At 68.7% G+C, this 15967-nt stretch carries 16 protein-coding genes and 1 tRNA gene; 12 read left to right on the top strand and 5 right to left on the bottom strand.

Annotation, left to right across the window (positions count from 1 at the left end; all coding sequences use genetic code 11):
- Positions 1-41 precede the first annotated feature (41 nt).
- Together ACOAMO_RS07710 and ACOAMO_RS07715 are read left to right on the top strand one after the other, a co-directional pair.
- The gene (locus tag ACOAMO_RS07710) at positions 42-869 is read left to right on the top strand and encodes a class I SAM-dependent methyltransferase (RefSeq protein ID WP_420174234.1); all 828 of its coding nucleotides are present in this window, start codon (positions 42-44) and stop codon (positions 867-869) included.
- 269 nt (positions 870-1138) lie between these two features.
- The gene (locus ACOAMO_RS07715) at positions 1139-4549 is read left to right on the top strand and encodes a pyruvate carboxylase (RefSeq protein ID WP_420174235.1); all 3411 of its coding nucleotides are present in this window, start codon (positions 1139-1141) and stop codon (positions 4547-4549) included.
- Between the two features lie 103 nt (positions 4550-4652).
- On the opposite strand, the gene ACOAMO_RS07720 is transcribed toward ACOAMO_RS07715, so the two are convergent.
- A complete protein-coding gene (locus ACOAMO_RS07720) occupies positions 4653-5312 on the bottom strand; it encodes a hypothetical protein (RefSeq protein ID WP_420174236.1) in 660 nt (219 codons plus the stop codon).
- Positions 5313-5526: 214 nt separating this feature from the next.
- Between ACOAMO_RS07720 and ACOAMO_RS07725 the strand changes: the two genes are divergently transcribed.
- The 6 genes from ACOAMO_RS07725 (at position 5527) to trxA (ending at position 10229) form a co-directional block, all read left to right on the top strand.
- The gene (locus tag ACOAMO_RS07725; RefSeq protein ID WP_420174237.1) at positions 5527-5874 is read left to right on the top strand and encodes a hypothetical protein; all 348 of its coding nucleotides are present in this window, start codon (positions 5527-5529) and stop codon (positions 5872-5874) included.
- Between the two features lie 217 nt (positions 5875-6091).
- Positions 6092-7225 (top strand): N-acetylglucosamine-6-phosphate deacetylase, encoded by a 1134-nt coding sequence (locus ACOAMO_RS07730; RefSeq protein WP_420174238.1) that lies wholly within the window; start codon positions 6092-6094, stop codon positions 7223-7225.
- 41 nt (positions 7226-7266) lie between these two features.
- On the top strand, positions 7267-7953 hold the full coding sequence (locus ACOAMO_RS07735) for a metal-dependent transcriptional regulator (RefSeq protein WP_420174239.1): 687 nt from the start codon (positions 7267-7269) through the stop codon (positions 7951-7953).
- Positions 7950-8990: a hypothetical protein gene (locus ACOAMO_RS07740; protein ID WP_420174240.1), complete on the top strand. Its 1041-nt coding sequence runs from the start codon at positions 7950-7952 to the stop codon at positions 8988-8990. Before ACOAMO_RS07735 ends, ACOAMO_RS07740 begins: the two co-directional genes overlap by 4 nt.
- A 27-nt stretch (positions 8991-9017) precedes the next feature.
- A complete protein-coding gene (locus ACOAMO_RS07745) occupies positions 9018-9770 on the top strand; it encodes a methyltransferase domain-containing protein (RefSeq protein ID WP_420174241.1) in 753 nt (250 codons plus the stop codon).
- A gap of 96 nt (positions 9771-9866) precedes the next feature.
- Positions 9867-10229, top strand: coding sequence for a thioredoxin (gene trxA, locus ACOAMO_RS07750; protein WP_420174242.1), 363 nt, complete (start codon positions 9867-9869; stop codon positions 10227-10229).
- A 60-nt stretch (positions 10230-10289) separates the two neighbouring features.
- On the opposite strand, the gene ACOAMO_RS07755 is transcribed toward trxA, so the two are convergent.
- Positions 10290-10365, bottom strand: a tRNA-Arg gene (locus tag ACOAMO_RS07755).
- 302 nt (positions 10366-10667) lie between these two features.
- Between ACOAMO_RS07755 and ACOAMO_RS07760 the strand changes: the two genes are divergently transcribed.
- The 4 genes from ACOAMO_RS07760 (at position 10668) to ACOAMO_RS07775 (ending at position 14334) form a co-directional block, all read left to right on the top strand.
- Positions 10668-12056, top strand: coding sequence for a UTP--glucose-1-phosphate uridylyltransferase (locus ACOAMO_RS07760; RefSeq protein ID WP_420174243.1), 1389 nt, complete (start codon positions 10668-10670; stop codon positions 12054-12056).
- The gene (locus tag ACOAMO_RS07765) at positions 12049-12423 is read left to right on the top strand and encodes a hypothetical protein (protein ID WP_420174244.1); all 375 of its coding nucleotides are present in this window, start codon (positions 12049-12051) and stop codon (positions 12421-12423) included. The genes ACOAMO_RS07760 and ACOAMO_RS07765 overlap by 8 nt, the downstream gene beginning before the upstream one ends.
- A 131-nt stretch (positions 12424-12554) precedes the next feature.
- Positions 12555-13469: a hypothetical protein gene (locus ACOAMO_RS07770; protein WP_420174245.1), complete on the top strand. Its 915-nt coding sequence runs from the start codon at positions 12555-12557 to the stop codon at positions 13467-13469.
- Entirely contained in the window at positions 13462-14334 is an 873-nt protein-coding gene (locus ACOAMO_RS07775; protein ID WP_420174246.1) for a hypothetical protein, read from the top strand. The genes ACOAMO_RS07770 and ACOAMO_RS07775 overlap by 8 nt, the downstream gene beginning before the upstream one ends.
- Positions 14335-14429: 95 nt before the next feature.
- On the opposite strand, the gene mscL is transcribed toward ACOAMO_RS07775, so the two are convergent.
- From mscL to ACOAMO_RS07790, 3 genes are all read right to left on the bottom strand, one after another.
- Positions 14430-14795 carry a large conductance mechanosensitive channel protein MscL gene (gene mscL / locus ACOAMO_RS07780; RefSeq protein WP_420174247.1) on the bottom strand — a complete coding sequence of 122 codons (366 nt, stop codon included), beginning with the start codon at positions 14793-14795 and terminating at the stop codon, positions 14430-14432.
- A gap of 170 nt (positions 14796-14965) precedes the next feature.
- Positions 14966-15577 (bottom strand): SAF domain-containing protein, encoded by a 612-nt coding sequence (locus ACOAMO_RS07785; RefSeq protein ID WP_420174248.1) that lies wholly within the window; start codon positions 15575-15577, stop codon positions 14966-14968.
- A gap of 47 nt (positions 15578-15624) precedes the next feature.
- The gene (locus tag ACOAMO_RS07790; RefSeq protein ID WP_420174249.1) at positions 15625-15963 is read right to left on the bottom strand and encodes an FmdB family zinc ribbon protein; all 339 of its coding nucleotides are present in this window, start codon (positions 15961-15963) and stop codon (positions 15625-15627) included.
- Positions 15964-15967 lie beyond the last annotated feature (4 nt).

Genomic DNA, 15967 nt, shown 5'->3' on the forward strand with positions numbered 1-15967 from the left:
TGGTTAATGGTTTAGGTAAACCTAACCTAAAGATCCGGCGAATGAAAGGGCTCATCATGCAGCGAGGCATGGACCAGATCGACGAGCAGGAGCTCGACCAGACGCGCCCCGGTGGCGGTCAGCAAGGGCACTGGGTGCTCGCCTCCCTGGGGAAGAGGGTGCTGCGCCCGGGTGGCCGGGAACTCACCGAGGCAATGCTGGCGGCGGCCGAACCAGCCGGATGTCGGGTGGTGGAGCTGGCGCCAGGGATTGGCGTGACTGCGGCGCGGCTACTGAGCCTCCAGCCGGCCAGCTACCAGGCCGTCGAGCGTGACCCGCAGGCCGCGGACACGGTGCGCGCCGTGATCGGCTCCCGCGGCGAGGTGCACCTGGGTAGTGCCGAGCAGACCGGGCTACCGGGGGCGAGCGCGGATCTTGTCGTCGGGGAGGCCATGCTCACGATGCAGTCCGAGCGAGGCAAGCGGGAGATCCTGGCCGAGGTCCGACGAGTGCTGGAGCCGGGTGGACGCTATGCCATCCACGAGCTGGGCCTGCGTCCTGACGGGCTGGACGAGCAGGTCAAAGAGGACATCCGCAAGGACCTGGCGCGAGCCATCAAGGTCAATGCCCGCCCGTTGACGCTCGCCGAGTGGCGTCAGCTCTTCGACGAGGGGGGCTATGACGTCGAGTGGTCGCAGACCACGGAGATGGCGCTGCTGGAGCCGCGTCGGATGCTGGCCGACGAGGGCATCGCGGGCATGGCGCGGATCCTGGTGAACCTGGTTCGCAGGCCCGAAGCTCGTCGGCGGGTGCTGGGGATGCGACGCACCTTCGCGTCGCGCCGCCAGGAGCTCTGCGCCGTGGCCCTGGTTGTTCGTCGGCGCCCCTGAGGGTTTCCGTCGGAGTAGTGGCCCCCTGCCGTCCCGTGTGTCACATCGCCGCTGTTCTCACCATCCGCATCCAAGGGACCCGATCCGCATGTTCGAACATGCGGATCGGGTCCGCCAGATACGGATGGTGGGCCTTCGGTGGGGGGCGGGGCCTTTTGGTGTGGACGGGGCGTGGGCCCTCGGTTGAAGGGGTACCGCGGCTGTCAAGGGGTGTCCACCAATGCCCGAATGTGACATTGGTCACACTCCTTGCCGATAGGTTGGACCACATGTTCTCCAAAGTTCTGGTAGCCAATCGTGGCGAGATCGCCGTACGTGCCTTCCGGGCCGCCTATGAGCTCGGATCCAAGACGGTGGCCGTCTATCCCTACGAGGATCGAAATTCCGAGCACCGACTCAAGTCCGACGAGGCCTACCTCATCGGTGAGCAGGGCCACCCGGTGCGGGCCTACCTGGACATTGACGAGATCATCCGCGTCGCCCAGCAGTCCGGCTGCGACGCCATCTACCCCGGCTACGGCTTCCTCAGCGAGAACCCCGACCTGGCGCAGGCCTGCGTCGAGGCCGGGATCACCTTTATCGGCCCGCCCCCGGACGTGCTGGAGCTGGCCGGCAACAAGGTGCGCGCCCTGGCCGCGGCCAAGCAGGCGGGCATCCCCACCCTGCGATCCTGCGATCCGTCGACCGACGTGGAATGGCTCACCCAGCAGGCCGAGGAGATCGGTTTCCCCATCTTCGTGAAGGCCGTCGCCGGCGGTGGTGGCCGGGGCATGCGCCGCGTCGAGAACCTCGAGGCGCTTCCCGAGGCCCTGGGCGCCGCCATGCGTGAGGCCGAGAGTGCCTTCGGCGATCCCACCGTCTTCCTGGAGCAGGCCGTCGGCCGTCCGCGCCACATCGAGGTGCAGATCCTGGCCGACCAGCACGGCAATGTCATGCACCTGTTCGAGCGTGACTGCTCGATCCAGCGCCGCCACCAGAAGGTGGTGGAGATCGCCCCGGCCCCACACATCAGCGACGAGCTGCGCGAGGCGCTGTGCTCCGATGCGGTGAAGTTCGCCCAGGCCATCGACTACTCCTGCGCCGGAACCGTCGAATTCCTGGTGGAGACCGAGGGGCCCCGCGCCGGCGAGCACCACTTCATCGAGATGAACCCGCGCATCCAGGTGGAGCACACCGTCACCGAGGAGATCACCGACGTCGACCTGGTCCAGTCGCAGATGCGGTTGGCCGGGGGAGCGACGCTGGCCGAGCTCGGCCTGTCGCAGGACAGCGTGCAGATCCGGGGCGCCGCGCTGCAGTGCCGCATCACCACGGAGGACCCCGCCAACCAGTTCCGGCCCGACACCGGCATCATCACCGCCTACCGCTCTGCCTCGGGTGCCGGTATCCGACTGGATGGCGGCACGGTGGCCACCGGGGTGGAGATCAGCGGCCACTTCGACTCCATGCTGGTCAAGATGACCGCACGCGGCCGAGACTTCGAGACGGCCATCGCGCGCGCCCGTCGTGCCCTGGCGGAGTTCCGCATTCGCGGTGTCAGCACCAACATTCCCTTCCTGCGCTCGGTGCTGGACGAACCGGACTTCACCAGCGGCGCGCTCAGCACCGGCTTCATCGACCAGCGCCCGCACCTGCTCACCGCCCGTACCCCGGCCGACCGCGGCACCAAGATGCTGCGCTGGTTGGGCGACGTGACGGTGAACAAACCCAATGGTGAGCCGCTGACCACGCTGGATCCGGCCGAGAAGCTGCCGGCCGAGGTCAATCTGGACGAAGCGGCCCCGGCCGGCCCGCGCCAGCGCCTGCTCGAGGTGGGGCCGGCGGCCTTCGCCCGCGAGGTGCGTGAGCAGAAGACCGTCGAGGTGACCGACACCACCTTCCGCGACGCGCACCAGAGCCTGCTGGCCACCCGGGTGCGCAGCCGAGACCTGCTCACCGTCGCGCCCTACTACGCGCGGATGCTGCCGGAGCTGTTCAGCGTCGAGTGCTGGGGCGGCGCCACCTATGACGTGGCGCTGCGCTTCCTGGGTGAGGACCCGTGGGAGCGCCTGGCGAAGCTGCGCGAGGCGATGCCCAACACCCTGCTGCAGATGCTGCTGCGGGGCCGCAACACCGTCGGCTACACCCCCTATCCGGTGGAGGTGACCCGCGCCTTCGTCCAGGAGGCCGCGCTGGTGGGCGTCGACGTCTTCCGCATCTTCGACGCGCTCAACGACGTGGAGCAGATGCGCCCGGCGATCGAGGCGGTGCTGGAGACCGGCACGGCGCTGGCCGAGGTGGCGCTGTGCTACACCGGCGACCTGAACGATCCCGACGAGAAGATCTACACGCTGGACTACTACGTGGAGTTGGCGCGCCAGTGCGTCGAGGCCGGTGCACACATCCTGGCCATCAAGGACATGGCCGGACTGTTGCGCCCGCCGGCCGCGGTGAAGCTGGTCACGGCGCTGCGCGAGGAGTTCCCGACCGTGCCGCTGGCGCTGCATACCCACGACACCGCCGGTGGCCAGCTGGCCACGCTGCTGGAGGCGATCCGGGTGGACGTGGACATCGTCGACGTGGCCAGCGCCCCGATGGCCGCCACCACCAGCCAGCCGCCGGCCTCGGCGCTGGTGATGGCCCTGGCGAACACCGACCGCGCCACCAAGCTGGATCCGCGGGCAGTGACCGAGCTGGAGCCCTACTGGGAGGCGGTCCGCAAGGTCTACCACCCCTTCGAATCGGGACTGGCCGCACCCACCGGGCGCGTCTACAGCCACGAGATCCCCGGTGGCCAGTTGTCGAACCTGCGCCAGCAGGCGATCGCGCTGGGGCTGGGGGAGAAGTTCGAGCAGATCGAAGCCATGTACGCGGCGGCCGACAAGATCCTGGGCCGTCCCACCAAGGTGACGCCCAGCTCCAAGGTGGTGGGTGACCTGGCCCTGCACCTGGTGGCGGTGGGGGCAGACCCGGCGGCCTTCGAGGCGGATCCCCACGCCTTCGACATCCCGGACTCCGTGATCGGCTTCCTCAACGGGGAACTCGGGCAGCCCGAGGGCGGCTGGCCGGAGCCCTTCCGCAGCAAGGCACTGGAGGGACGCCGCACCCCGGTGCGCGTCACCGAGGTGCCTGCCGACGAGCTGCCGCTGCTGGCCGAGCCGGGACGGGCTCGACAGGAGTCGCTCAACCGGCTGCTCTTCCCCGGCCCGACGAAGGACTTCGAGTCCTACCGTGAGCAGTTCGGTGACCTCTCGGCGATGCCGACGCTGCCCTACCTGTTCGGTCTCACCCCGGGCCAGGAGCAGACGGTCCACCTGGACAAGGGCGTCAGCCTGATCTTCGCGATCGATGCCATCGGCGAGGCCGACAAGAAGGGCAAGCGCACGGTGCACGCCACCCTCAACGGCCAGATGCGCCCGGTGCGGGTGCGCGACAACTCGGTCAAGGCCGAGACCGTCGCCTTCGAGCGTGCCGATGCCTCGAACCCGGGCCACGTCGGGGCTCCCTTCGCCGGGGCGGTCACGGTGCAGGTGGCCGAGAACGACCGGGTCTCCGCCGGCGAGACGGTTGCCACGATCGAGGCGATGAAGATGGAGGCTGCGATCACCACTGCCGTCTCCGGCGTTGTGAAGCGGGTCGTCGTGAAGACCACCACCCAGCTGGAGGGTGGAGACCTGCTGCTGGAGGTGACCCCCGACTGAGGGGGCTCGACAGGCTCGGCCGGCGCACCTGTCGTTCCCCGAGCCCGTCGAGGGGTCGTTCCCCGAGCTTGTCGAGGGGTCGTTCCCCGAGCTTGTCGAGGGGTCAACCCTGGGTGTCGAAGCTGACGAACAGGTCGGGCAGGGGCCGTCCGCTGGTGCGGGCGGCCTCGCCCCAGGCCTGGAAACCGTCCAGGAAGGCCCACAGCGCCTCGGCGCGCTCCCGGCTGTGGGGTAGGACCTCGGGCAGCACTGCCTGCAGGGCCCGGGCGCTGGCAATCACGTGGGCGTGCTTGCAGTAGCCCACCTTCATTCCGGGGCGGGGCCGCAGGGGGAGCTGGGCATCCAGTGCCATCAGCTTGCCGATCCCGAACTGGCTGGGCAGCCCGGCGCGGGTCAACTCGAACTCCAACTGGTCCACCTGCTGCGCGGTGCGCTGCATCCGGTGCTCGCCCAGACAGCGCGCGCTGAGCCAGACGTCCACCAGCCTCCAGCACACCTCGAGGCGTTCCGGGGCCACGAACCGCCCGGCCAGCACCGTCTCGATGTCTGAGGGCAGCGGGGTGTCGTGGGGGACGACGGGGGCCTCTGGGCTCCGGCGCCACAGCGGGCCCAGCAGGCCGAGCATGCCGGGTGAACGTTCCGGCGGTTCGACGCGGAAGGTCTCCGAGGCGATCTTGCGCAGCTGCCCGGCCACCTGCGGGGTGGCGCCGAACATGTCGCGCACCTCGTTGATGGAGATGGCATACATCCGCAGGTCACCCATGAGTCGCCCTCCCCAGCAGACCAGGACCGTTCATGTGTTCACGGTAGTCGATGCAGTCAGACGGGGCTGCGTTGCGGGCCGGATAGTCTGGTGGGGTGAATCCGAGGTCGCGTCGTCTGGTCGTCTCCGGGGTGCTGGGCATCCTCGTCCTGCTGGTCGTGCTCGGAGCCGTCCTGCGCTGAGGCGCCCGACACCGAAGTGATGGGAACGTGACGTGACCCTGCCCACCAGCCCCGCAATCCGATCCGCCGTCACGGGCCTGGCCATTGCTGCTTCCGCCCTCACCGGTCTGGCTGCCGCTGGCCCCGTCCCCGCAGCCCACGCCGACTCTGGCCGGACTCCCGTGGTGGCGATGCCCGTCGCCCCAGCCGCCCCCGCGTCGACGCCGGCGGCACCGGCCAGTGCCCCTGCCTCGAGCACGCCTGCCGCACCGGCCGAGGGCCACCCCAAGGCCGATGAGGGAACCAGCGCCCTGCTGCACAACCGAACCACGATCCTGGCCCTGGTGGCGGCCGTGGTGATCTCGCTCGCCTGCGCCGCGGTGGTGGCACTGAAGCGCTGAGAAGGATTGCGCTGAGGATGATTGCGCTGGGGAAGATTGCTCTGGGGAAGATTGCTGAGGGTGGAACATTGAGGGGTCAATTTCTCGGGCCCAGCGCCTAAGCTGCAGTTGACTGCGCAATGCCGCAGGCATCCCGGGAGCGGGCCCAGCGGGCACGTCCCTTCGAGATTCAGGGCGCCGCCAGGGGCCGTTGCACAGCGCAGTTGAGGAGAAGCCGATGAGCACCAGGATCGCCTGCCGCAACATGGTGACCGGCGAGCGTGACGAAGCCTGTGAACTCACCCTGGTGATCGACGAGGGGCGCATCCTGGCGGTGGAGGAGGGCATCGCCCCCGAGGCTGTGCTGTTGGAGGGCTGGGTGGTGCCCGGCTTCGTCGACACGCACTGCCACGGGGCGGCCGGAGCCGACTTCACCGATCCCGACGTCGACGACGTGCTGCGCGCCGTCAACCACCACCGCCGCCATGGCAGCACGACGATCCTGGCCTCGACGGTGGCGTCATCGGCCGAGACACTGGTGCGCCAGATCGAGCACCTGCGGCTGTTGGTGGAGACCTCGGAGCTGGCCGGCATCCACGTCGAGGGTCCCTTCCTGGAACCCTGCCGCGCCGAGGACGAGTCCCCAGCAGGCCAGGGTGATGTGATCGACGCGATCCTGGAGGCCTCCCACGGCTCGGTGCGCATGGTGACCCTCACCCCCGAACGGCCGCACATCAAGCACGCCGTGGAACGTCTGCGTCGGGCCGGTGTCACGGTCGCCCTGGGGCACACCGACGCCGATGCCGAGCTGACGCGCCAGGCCGTCGACGCGGGCATGACGGTGGCCACCCACCTGTTCAACGCGATGCGCGAGATCAAGCACTTGGTGCCCGGGCCGGTTCCGGTGCTGCTGAACGACCCGCGAGTGACCGTCGAACTGATCTGTGACGGCGTGCACGTCGCCCCGGAGGTGATCCGGATGGCGATCAACGTCTCCAACGCCCAGCGGGTGTCTCTGGTGACCGACGCGATGAGCGCCTGCGGTCATGCGGACGGCAGCTATCTGGTGGGTGAGATGCCCACCACCGTCGTCGACGGGGTGGCGCGCGTGCTGAACCTGGACGAGACGCCCGGGGCCATCGCGGGATCCACCTTGACGATGGATCGTGCCTTCGCCGCCGTCGTGGGGCTGGGCTTCTCGTTCGTCGAGGCCTCGCGGATGGCCAGCACCACCCCCGCCCGCACCCACGGGCTCGACCAAGTGGGTACCCTGCGCCGGGGAGCCTGGGCCGACCTGTGCCAGTTGGATGACTCCGGGCAACTGCAGGCCGTCATGCGACGCGGCGAATGGCTGGATCGCCCCACCACCTGAGACCATTGAGTCACTACTGGCACCAAGGAGCACACGCAGCCGTGAACGAGCTGATCGACACCACAGAGATGTACCTGCGCACCATCTTCGAACTGATGGAGGAGGGCATCACCCCCCTGCGCGCCCGCATCGCCGAGCGCCTGCACCAGAGCGGCCCCACCGTCTCGCAGACGGTGGCCCGGATGGAACGCGATGGCCTGCTGCGCGTCCACGAGGACCGGCGCATCGAACTGTCGCCCGAGGGCGCCGAACTGGCGATGGCGGTGATGCGCAAGCACCGCTTGGCCGAGCGTCTGCTGATCGACGTGATCGGGCTCGACTGGGAGCTGGTGCACGACGAGGCCTGCCGCTGGGAGCACGTCATCTCCGACGACGTCGAGCGGCGTCTGGTGCAGATCCTGGACGGCCCCACCGAATCGCCCTACGGCAACCCGATCCCCGGCATGGAGGCACTGGGCGGTGCCGCCTCGGGAGACAGCTTCCGCGAGGGCGTCGAGCCGCTGTCGTCGGTGGTCACCTCGAAGGAGACCCAGGTGGTGTTGCGCCGCATGAGCGAGCGCGCCCAGTCCGATCCGGAGACGCTGAAGGTGCTGGCGCAGATGAACCTTGCCCCCGGCTCGTCGCTGACCGCGGTGAAGCAGGGGCGCTCGGTGGTGCTGCAGGCAGGTGACAAGAGTTGCGAGGTGCCGCAGGTGGTGGCAGACGGGCTCTTCGTGAGCCGCGCATGATCTCCGCCGAGGCGCTGATCGCCCTGTGCGAGCAGCACTGGTACGACGCGGCGCTGTCCATGTTGGGCATGCGGGTTCGCGACGGTGACGACGATCCGGCGATCCTGGAGGCCCACATGCTGGCCGGCGTCGCGCAGCGGGTCTTCGCGCTGGACGCCGAGGACTTCGACCTGATGGTGCCGGCCATCGCCGATCGCCCATGGGCGCAACGGTTGGCCGACTGTGGTTTCCCACACGGCCCGCGCGACGAGAACCGAGGCGCGCTGGGCTCCTTGGTGCCGCTCTACGAACTGATGCTCGAGGTGCTGAACCTGCGCTCGGAGCGGGGAGAACCGCAGAGCGTCGTCGTGACCGCCCATCTCATCGCCGAATACCTGTGCCAGCTGGCCTGGCAGACCCGGTTGGGCCACGGCGGGGACCCGCTGCAGTTGGCCAGCCAGGTGGGGGAGCGTTGGGGCAGCGATGACCCCGCCTGCCCGCACAACTCGGCGATGCGGGCCACCGCCAAGCGGGCTGTGAATGCGGCACACGGCGACCAGGTGGGCTTCACCAGCTATCTGGACAAGTTCCACTCCCGCTTGGGTGACACCTTGGCGGTGTGCGCCATGAACCACCTCACCATCGACGCGGGGGAGCGCCCGGACGTGGGCCCCACCTGCCCCAACCCCTGCCAGTGGGCGGTGCAGGGCAGCCGCGAGGAGCGTCGTGACCTTGACGCGCGGCTGCGGCTGGCCCTGATCTACCTGGACAGTCCGGTGGTCGCGCTGCGGCATCACGCCCCGGTGGGGCACTTCTTCGGGGTGCCGTCGGTGGCCGAGATCTCCGAGGGCTGGCTGCGCACCTGGGAGAAGCTCACCTCCGACTGGCCCGACGGCAGCAATCCGTTGATCGGTGCCAGTCCGACCGATCCCGACGAGGCGCTGCCCGGGCTGAGCGCGCTCATCTCCACGGTGGCCGGTCGGCCGATCGGTCAGGGCACCCTGCTGCGCGAGGTCGGTGACGACATCATCGCCGCCCTGCGTCGGGCCCGCTCCTGAACGCCCTCGGCTGACTAGGCTGGGGTCATGGACGACTGGAGCTCCTACCTCGACTCCTTCCACCGGCAGCGTCCCGGCATCGCCGAGGACGTGCTGTCGCGTTGCCTGTCGGGTGGGCACAATCCGTACCACTGGCTGGCCCGGGCGGTGAGCTCCAGCGCGCTGCGGGTGCTAGACGTGGGCTGTGGCTCCGGCGCCATGGGCCGTGAGCTGGAGCAGGACGATCGCGTGGTGGTCGGCATCGACATCTCGGAGACCGAGCTGCGCAATGCCTCGGGTCCCGGACCCTTCGTGCGCGGCGACGCTCGCGACCTGCCCTTCGCTGACGACAGCTTCGACGCGGTGGTCAGCGTTCTGGGGCTGGCGGTGGTGCACCCCACCGGACGCCTGCTGGACGAGGTGCGCCGCGTGCTGCGCCCCGGCGGGGTCTTCGTCGGGCTGGCCCCCACGGTCCGTCCGCTCAACACGCGAGACATGAAGGTGGCCACCCAGCTCACCCGACGGCTGCAGGGCACCCCGGAGTTCCCTGCCCAGGTGGAGTTGCGGGCCGGCAAGCTGCTGGCCGCCCACGGGCTGCGCAAGGTGGAGGACGCCCGTGAGCGCTACCACTTCATGATCGGCTCGCGGGGCGATGCGGAGTTGCTGATGAGGGGCTTCTACCTGCCGAACACCTTGCCGGCCAAGGTGCAGTCGGCCGTCGACTGGATGACGTCACGGGCCGAGGCGGGCGACGACCTGCGGGTGCCCCTGCCGCTGCGGCGCGTGGCTGCCATCAAGTAGCTGCGGCACGCGCTGGAATATCCGGGCACGGGTCTGGGTTGGAATGGGGGAAGGGCGACGGCCTGGCCTCGCCAAGGACCTATCGAAGGAACCACCATGGCCCCCGTGGCAATCAACAAGGACTCGTTCGCGAGCACCATCAATGACAACGGCATCGTGCTGGTCGACTTCTGGGCGAGCTGGTGCGGCCCGTGCATGCGCTTCGCGCCCATCTACGACGAGGCCTCCGAGCGTCACACCGATGTCACCTTCGCCAAGGTGGACACCGAGGAGGAGCGTGACCTGGCCGCCGGCCTCGAGATCACCTCGATCCCCACGATCATGGCCTTCCGCGACGGCATGCTGGTCTTCCGCCAGGCCGGTCTGCTGAATGGCGCGCAGCTCGACAAGCTGATCGAGCAGATCAAGGAGCTCGACATGGACGAGCTGAAGAAGCAGGCCGCCGAGCAGCAGGCCTGATCCCGCTCGACGCAGCAGACGGGGCCGCACACCACTGGTGTGCGGCCCCGTCCGTGCCTGTGGCGACCCTGGGAGGATTCGAACCTCCGACACACGGTTTAGGAAACCGTTGCTCTATCCCCTGAGCTACAGGGCCTTGCGCCATCAGACGCTCGGGCAAGAATACGTCCCCCGCTCGGCAGGTAGCCAATCGCGCCGGCTGGCGAGCCGGGTGCCACCGGGCTGAGGAGGCGCTGAAGGTGGCTTTGATAAGGCGCTTTCCGGCGGTGCCGGAAAGGCGGCGGCCCTACTGTTGGGGACGAAGGCGATGCCGCGCGTCGTATGTCTCCTGGGGGTGGGTAGACGGCTTCGGCCCTGCGCGCGGCATCGCCTTCCCCATTGCCCTTGCAGGACGACGCCTCAGCCCCGCTGGTACGTGAAAGCCCTAGGATCGATGGCATGAGTGCCAACGGTCTTGAACTTGCAATCGAGAAGATGCGCACCGCGGGGGTCAGTGAAGCTGCCATCGAGGTGTTCAGCCACTACTACGGCCAGCTGGAGTCGGGGGCCACGGGAATGATCCCGGAGGACAGCATCGAGCCGCTGTCCGAACCGCCGATGCTGGCAGACGTGCAGATCGACGAGGAGCAGGCCCGCGAGGCCATGGCCGCCACCGTCATCATCAAGCTCAACGGCGGTCTGGGGACGTCGATGGGCCTGGACAAGGCCAAGAACCTGTTGCAGGTGCGCGACGGGAAGACCTTCCTGGACATCATCGCCCAGCAGGTGCTGCAGGCCCGCAAGACGTATGGTGTGCAGCTGCCGCTGCTGCTGATGAACTCCTTCCGCACCCAGGACGACACGCTGGAGGCCCTGGCCAAGTACCCGGAGCTGGCCGTCGAGGGGCTGCCGCTGGGCTTCGTGCAGAACCAGGAGCCCAAGCTGCGCGCCGATGACCTCACGCCGGTGGAGTGGCCCGCCGATCCCACCCTGGAGTGGTGCCCGCCCGGTCACGGAGACCTGTACACCGCGCTGCTGGGATCCGGCGTGCTCGATGCGCTGGTGGAGAAGGGATTCCGCTACGCCTCGGTGAGCAATGGCGACAACCTGGGTGCCGTGCCGGATGCCCGCGTCGCCGGGTGGTTCGCCAGCACCGGTGCTCCCTACGCCGCCGAGGTGTGCCGTCGCACCGTCAACGACCGCAAGGGCGGTCACTTGGCGGTGCGCAAGGCCGACGGCCAGCTGGTGCTGCGCGAATCGGCGCAGACGCCCAAGGAGGAGATGGACTTCTTCACCGACGAGCACCGCCACCCCTACTTCAACACCAACAACCTGTGGCTCGACCTGGTGGCGCTCAAGCGCACCCTGGAGGAGCGTCGCGGGGTGCTGGGCCTGCCGCTGATCCGCAACGAGAAGACGGTGGACCCTGCGGACTCCAGCTCGCCCAAGGTGATCCAGATCGAGAGCGCCATGGGCGCCGCCATCGAGGTCTTCGAAGGCGCCACCGCCATCTGTGTGGGTCGTGACCGCTTCCTGCCGGTCAAGACCACCAACGAGTTGTTGCTGCTGCGCTCCGACATCTACCAGTTGGACGAGCAGGGACACCTGGTGGCGCAGGCCGAGACTCCCGCGGTGACGTTGGGCAAGCAGTACAAGCTGGTGCGCGACTTCGAGCAGCGCATTCCCAGCCCGCCCTCGCTGGTGCAGGCGACCTCGCTGTCGGTGGACGGCGATGTCACCTTCGGCTCCGACGTCACCGTCAAGGGTGACGTCCAGGTCACCAGCGCAGCACCCGCGAGGATCGACGACGGCACCGTGCTGGAAGGCGCGGTCACCCTCGGTGAGTGAGTCCGATCCGCTGACGACGGCCGTGGCGCTGGCCCTCACCGGGCAGCGCCCGGCCGTCGTCGCCGATGCGGCAGTCACCCCACAGGACGTGGTGGATCGACTGGCGGCGTTGGGCTGGGATGCCGGGGCGCTGCAGCGGGTGCGACGGGAACGCCAGACGCAGGAGCGGCCTTGGCCCTTCCCCGTCCCACGTGAGCTGGTGGCGCCGATCGGCTTTGCCCGCTACGGGGCCACCCTGGCGCAGGTGCGCTCCTTGCTGGGGCTCGACGGGCTGGTACGCACCGTCCACCACGGCCCCAAGGTGATCGGCCCGGCCGAGCAGCGACTGCTGGCCGAAAGGCCCCCACACCACGGCAATGTCGGCTGAGCTGCCCCGTGTCTCCCACGGCGCGGTTTGGTGGTGAGGGAATGGTCCACACACCCAGACATTGAATTTCGGCAGAAGACCGTCGCGGTTGGATAGCGTGGGAAGAACGACCACGACCGAGAGGCGGTTCCATGCACGGGCAGGACGATCCGCAGGCTGCGCGATTCGCCCAGGTGCTGTCCGATGCCATCTGTCGCAAGGGTCTCCGGCTCGATGAGCTGCGTGATGCGCTGCGGGCGGCCGGAAGCCCGGTATCGCTGGCCACGTTGAGCTATTGGCGCAGCGGCCGCTCCACCCCGGCTCGTGAGCGATCACTGCGAGCGGTCGAACAGCTGGAGCACCTGCTGAACCTGTCCAGCGGCCAACTCACCGGGGCACTGCCCAATGATGCGATGCGGCGCTGGGACGTGGTGAAGGCGGCTGGCGTCCCGGAGCAGGGCATGGCGCTGCTCGACGCGATGGGCTTGCAGCTCCAGGGCCAACTGACCAATGAATTCCTGCACGACAGCGTGCAGGCCGGGGCGGACGGGATCCAGCTGGAGCGCACCGTGCAGCTGTTCCGCAGTGAGGTGGAGGGGCTCGATCGCATCCCGATCGCCTTCCGCTTCCACCCCGACCGCGACGAGGCGCCCCTGGCGCAGGCCGTCTCCGGGTGCGAGGTGGGCCGAGTGGTGATGCTCGACGACGAGGGTCTGATGGCCATCGAGATCCTGTTGTCCCAGCCCGTGCCCCGGGGCGAACGCCACCTGCTGGAGTACACCTTGCGGTGGGAGTACCCGCCCGGTGACGGGGTATTCTCCCGGGTGCTGCCCCAACCGCTGGAGACCTATGTGATGGAGGCCAATCTCGAGGTGGTGCCCGAGCGGGTGGAGTACTTCTCGACACCGAACAGCTACCAACCAGGCCGTTCCGATGACGACATCCCCGTCGAGAAGTTGGAGCCGAGGCGCCATGCCCAGCGCGTGATCCTCGACGCACCGGCGGGTCTGCACTCGATCAGGTGGGCCTACGGGCCCGAGGGCAACTGGGAGAGCATCGATGGATGACGCCGCATTGTTCGCCGACCGACTCCGCGAGGCCCTGCGTGCCAGTGGCCGCACCCTGGAGCAGTGCGTCGACTTCCTCGCCCAGCAGGGCACGCCGGTCTCGAGCGCGACCCTCAGCTACTGGAGTTCGGGGCGCTCCGTGCCACGTCGGGCCAAGTCCTTGACCGCGGTGACCCATCTGGAGCACTATCTGGGGCTTGAACCCGGCTGGCTGGTGGGAACCCTGCCCCAGGTGAGTCCGCAGGGCTGGGCTCCGGCGGCCGTCCTGCCACGGCACCCCGGTCTGGGGGCGGCATTCGAGCAGCTCGGGTTGGGGCTGGACCGTGAGGTGAACGTCGTGATGCGACGCGACCGGTTGGTGCTGCGTGAGGACGAGAGCGACCGTCACATCTCCCTGGTGATGCGGGCCGAGGCTGCCCGCGTCGACACCTTGCCCGTCGCCCACGAACTGCCGGTGGGTGGTGCGGACTGGTCGATTGCCCCGCACGCCGACGTGGCCACCACCGAGATCCTCGAAGTGCCGACGACGGAAGCCGGGGCCCCCAAGCTCCTGGTCTTTGGGCTCCAGCTGCCCACGCGGCTGCGACGGGGCGAGGCGCTGTCGATCTCCTACCGCTTCCGTTTTCGCCACCGGCCTGGCTTCCGTGGACAAGAGCGCGTCGAGCTTCCCAGCGCAGGGGGAGCGCACCTTCAGGTGCAGGAGGTGAGCTTTGAGCATGCCCAACCCCGGTGGGTGCGCCATGAGCACCTCCCGGCCCACGGCCAGCAGGCCCTACCGGGTGGGGAGCTGGTGCCGGCACGCCACGTACAGGTGGTCCGTCGACAGGTGCCGGTTGGCCGCTTCGCGATCAGCTGGGGTTGGTGAGACCGGTCGTGGGCAGGCCTCGTCAGGGGCCTGACATGCAGAACCCCCGCTGCCCTGGGGGCAACGGGGGTTCTGGGGCGAACTTGGCAGCAGGCTCAGAGGGCGCGCTTCTGGTCGGCCAGCAGGTCACGGATCTCGGCGAGCAGGCTCTCGGTGGTGTCCTCGGCCTCGGCAGGCTTGGTGAAGCGGGCCTTGAGGGTCTCGTAGGGCTTGACGACGAAGAAGTAGACGATGAAGGACATCATCAGGAAGGCGACCAGGGCGGTCAGGAAGGGGCCGACGCTGCTGAGACCGAAGACGGTCCAGTCGTCGAACTTGGGGGCGCCGCCGGCCATGGCCAGGGCCTCGATGATGATCTTGGTGAAGGCGCTCACGACGGTGGCGAAGGCACCACCGATGATGAAGGCGACGGCCATCTCAACGAGGTTGCCGCGCATGATGAAGTCCTTGAAACCCTTCATGGGTTACTCCTTTCAGAACAACAGGAGACCCAGGGTGGGCCTGACATCTGTCTTGTGCAAAAAGGGTATGGCGTACCGAGAGAACCCGCCAAGAGGCGGGACAAACACACTCTCAACGTCGTCACAGGTGCCTTCTGCACCAGTCTTGACGAGCTGGGCCGGGTCCTTGCTCAGCCCACTGTGATTCCCAGTGGCTGAGAGGCTGCTGCCGAGGCCAGACGTCCCGCAGTGGCCGGATCGGCGGAGACCACCAGCTGCGCGGCCTGGCCCGCGCCAGCTCCCGGCCTCGACTCGGGGATGGTCACCACGCGCACCCGGTGCGCGATCGTGGCGGGCTGGGCCCCATTGCCCGAGGCCACCACGCTGACCCGGTCTCCGGGACGCACCAAGGTCAACACGGCAACGTCGGCCACGGTGAAGGGCACCAGCACCTGGCCTGCGTCGGCGGCCGTGCTGGTGCTGACCACGGCGCTGCGGGTCAGGGGAGTGCCGTCGCTGGCCGGGGCGGCCAGCACACGTCCCACCAGGGCGTCGGAGCCCGCGACGGCGCCCTGGGGCACGAGATGCTCGGGGAAATGGGCCTGACGAAGATCGCCGGCCTGGAGGGTGCGGCCGGTTGGCAGGCTGCGTGCCGCCACGATGACCGGTCTGGTCGAGGCCGGTTGTGGTGCCAGCGCCTGGACCATTGCCAGCGTCGCGATGGCGGCCGCCACGGCGGCCAGGGGGCGTCGGTGCCAGCGCACCGCTCGAGCCAGAGCGGCCCAGAAAGCAGAAATCCTCACGACTGCAGTGTGTGCATCGTGAGGATCGGTGTGTCAGCCGTCCACAATCAGACCTTGCCGAAACCGCCTGTGGATGAACCCGTGCTGCCAGACCCAGAGCTGCCGGAGCCGGTGCTGCTCGCGCCCGAGCCGCTGGAATCGCTCGACCCCGTCGACTTGCCGGCGCTCGACGAGTCGGAGCTGCCCTTGCTGGCCGCAGCGGCGCCCTTGGTCCGGTTGTCGGTGGCGTAGAAACCCGACCCCTTGAAGACCACTCCCACGGCATTGAAGACCTTGCGCAGCGTGCCGCCGCAGTCCTCGCAGACGGTCAGGGCCGGGTCGGTGAACTTCTGCACACGCTCGATCTCGACGCCGCACTCGGTGCAGCGGTACTGGTAGGTAGGCATCGTT

Source organism: Luteococcus struthionis, assembly GCF_048595755.1.
Taxonomy (GTDB): domain Bacteria; phylum Actinomycetota; class Actinomycetes; order Propionibacteriales; family Propionibacteriaceae; genus Luteococcus.

Excerpts from the sequence above, each read along its gene's own strand:
- ACOAMO_RS07710 (WP_420174234.1), top strand. The coding sequence starts at position 42 with ATGAAAGGGCTCATCATGCAGCGAGGCATGGACCAGATCGACGAGCAG.
- ACOAMO_RS07715 (WP_420174235.1), top strand. The coding sequence starts at position 1,139 with ATGTTCTCCAAAGTTCTGGTAGCCAATCGTGGCGAGATCGCCGTACGT.
- ACOAMO_RS07720 (WP_420174236.1), bottom strand. The coding sequence starts at position 5,312 with ATGGGTGACCTGCGGATGTATGCCATCTCCATCAACGAGGTGCGCGAC.
- ACOAMO_RS07730 (WP_420174238.1), top strand. The coding sequence starts at position 6,092 with ATGAGCACCAGGATCGCCTGCCGCAACATGGTGACCGGCGAGCGTGAC.
- ACOAMO_RS07740 (WP_420174240.1), top strand. The coding sequence starts at position 7,950 with ATGATCTCCGCCGAGGCGCTGATCGCCCTGTGCGAGCAGCACTGGTAC.
- ACOAMO_RS07745 (WP_420174241.1), top strand. The coding sequence starts at position 9,018 with ATGGACGACTGGAGCTCCTACCTCGACTCCTTCCACCGGCAGCGTCCC.
- trxA (WP_420174242.1), top strand. The coding sequence starts at position 9,867 with ATGGCCCCCGTGGCAATCAACAAGGACTCGTTCGCGAGCACCATCAAT.
- ACOAMO_RS07760 (WP_420174243.1), top strand. The coding sequence starts at position 10,668 with ATGAGTGCCAACGGTCTTGAACTTGCAATCGAGAAGATGCGCACCGCG.
- ACOAMO_RS07770 (WP_420174245.1), top strand. The coding sequence starts at position 12,555 with ATGCACGGGCAGGACGATCCGCAGGCTGCGCGATTCGCCCAGGTGCTG.
- ACOAMO_RS07775 (WP_420174246.1), top strand. The coding sequence starts at position 13,462 with ATGGATGACGCCGCATTGTTCGCCGACCGACTCCGCGAGGCCCTGCGT.
- mscL (WP_420174247.1), bottom strand. The coding sequence starts at position 14,795 with ATGAAGGGTTTCAAGGACTTCATCATGCGCGGCAACCTCGTTGAGATG.
- ACOAMO_RS07790 (WP_420174249.1), bottom strand. The coding sequence starts at position 15,963 with ATGCCTACCTACCAGTACCGCTGCACCGAGTGCGGCGTCGAGATCGAG.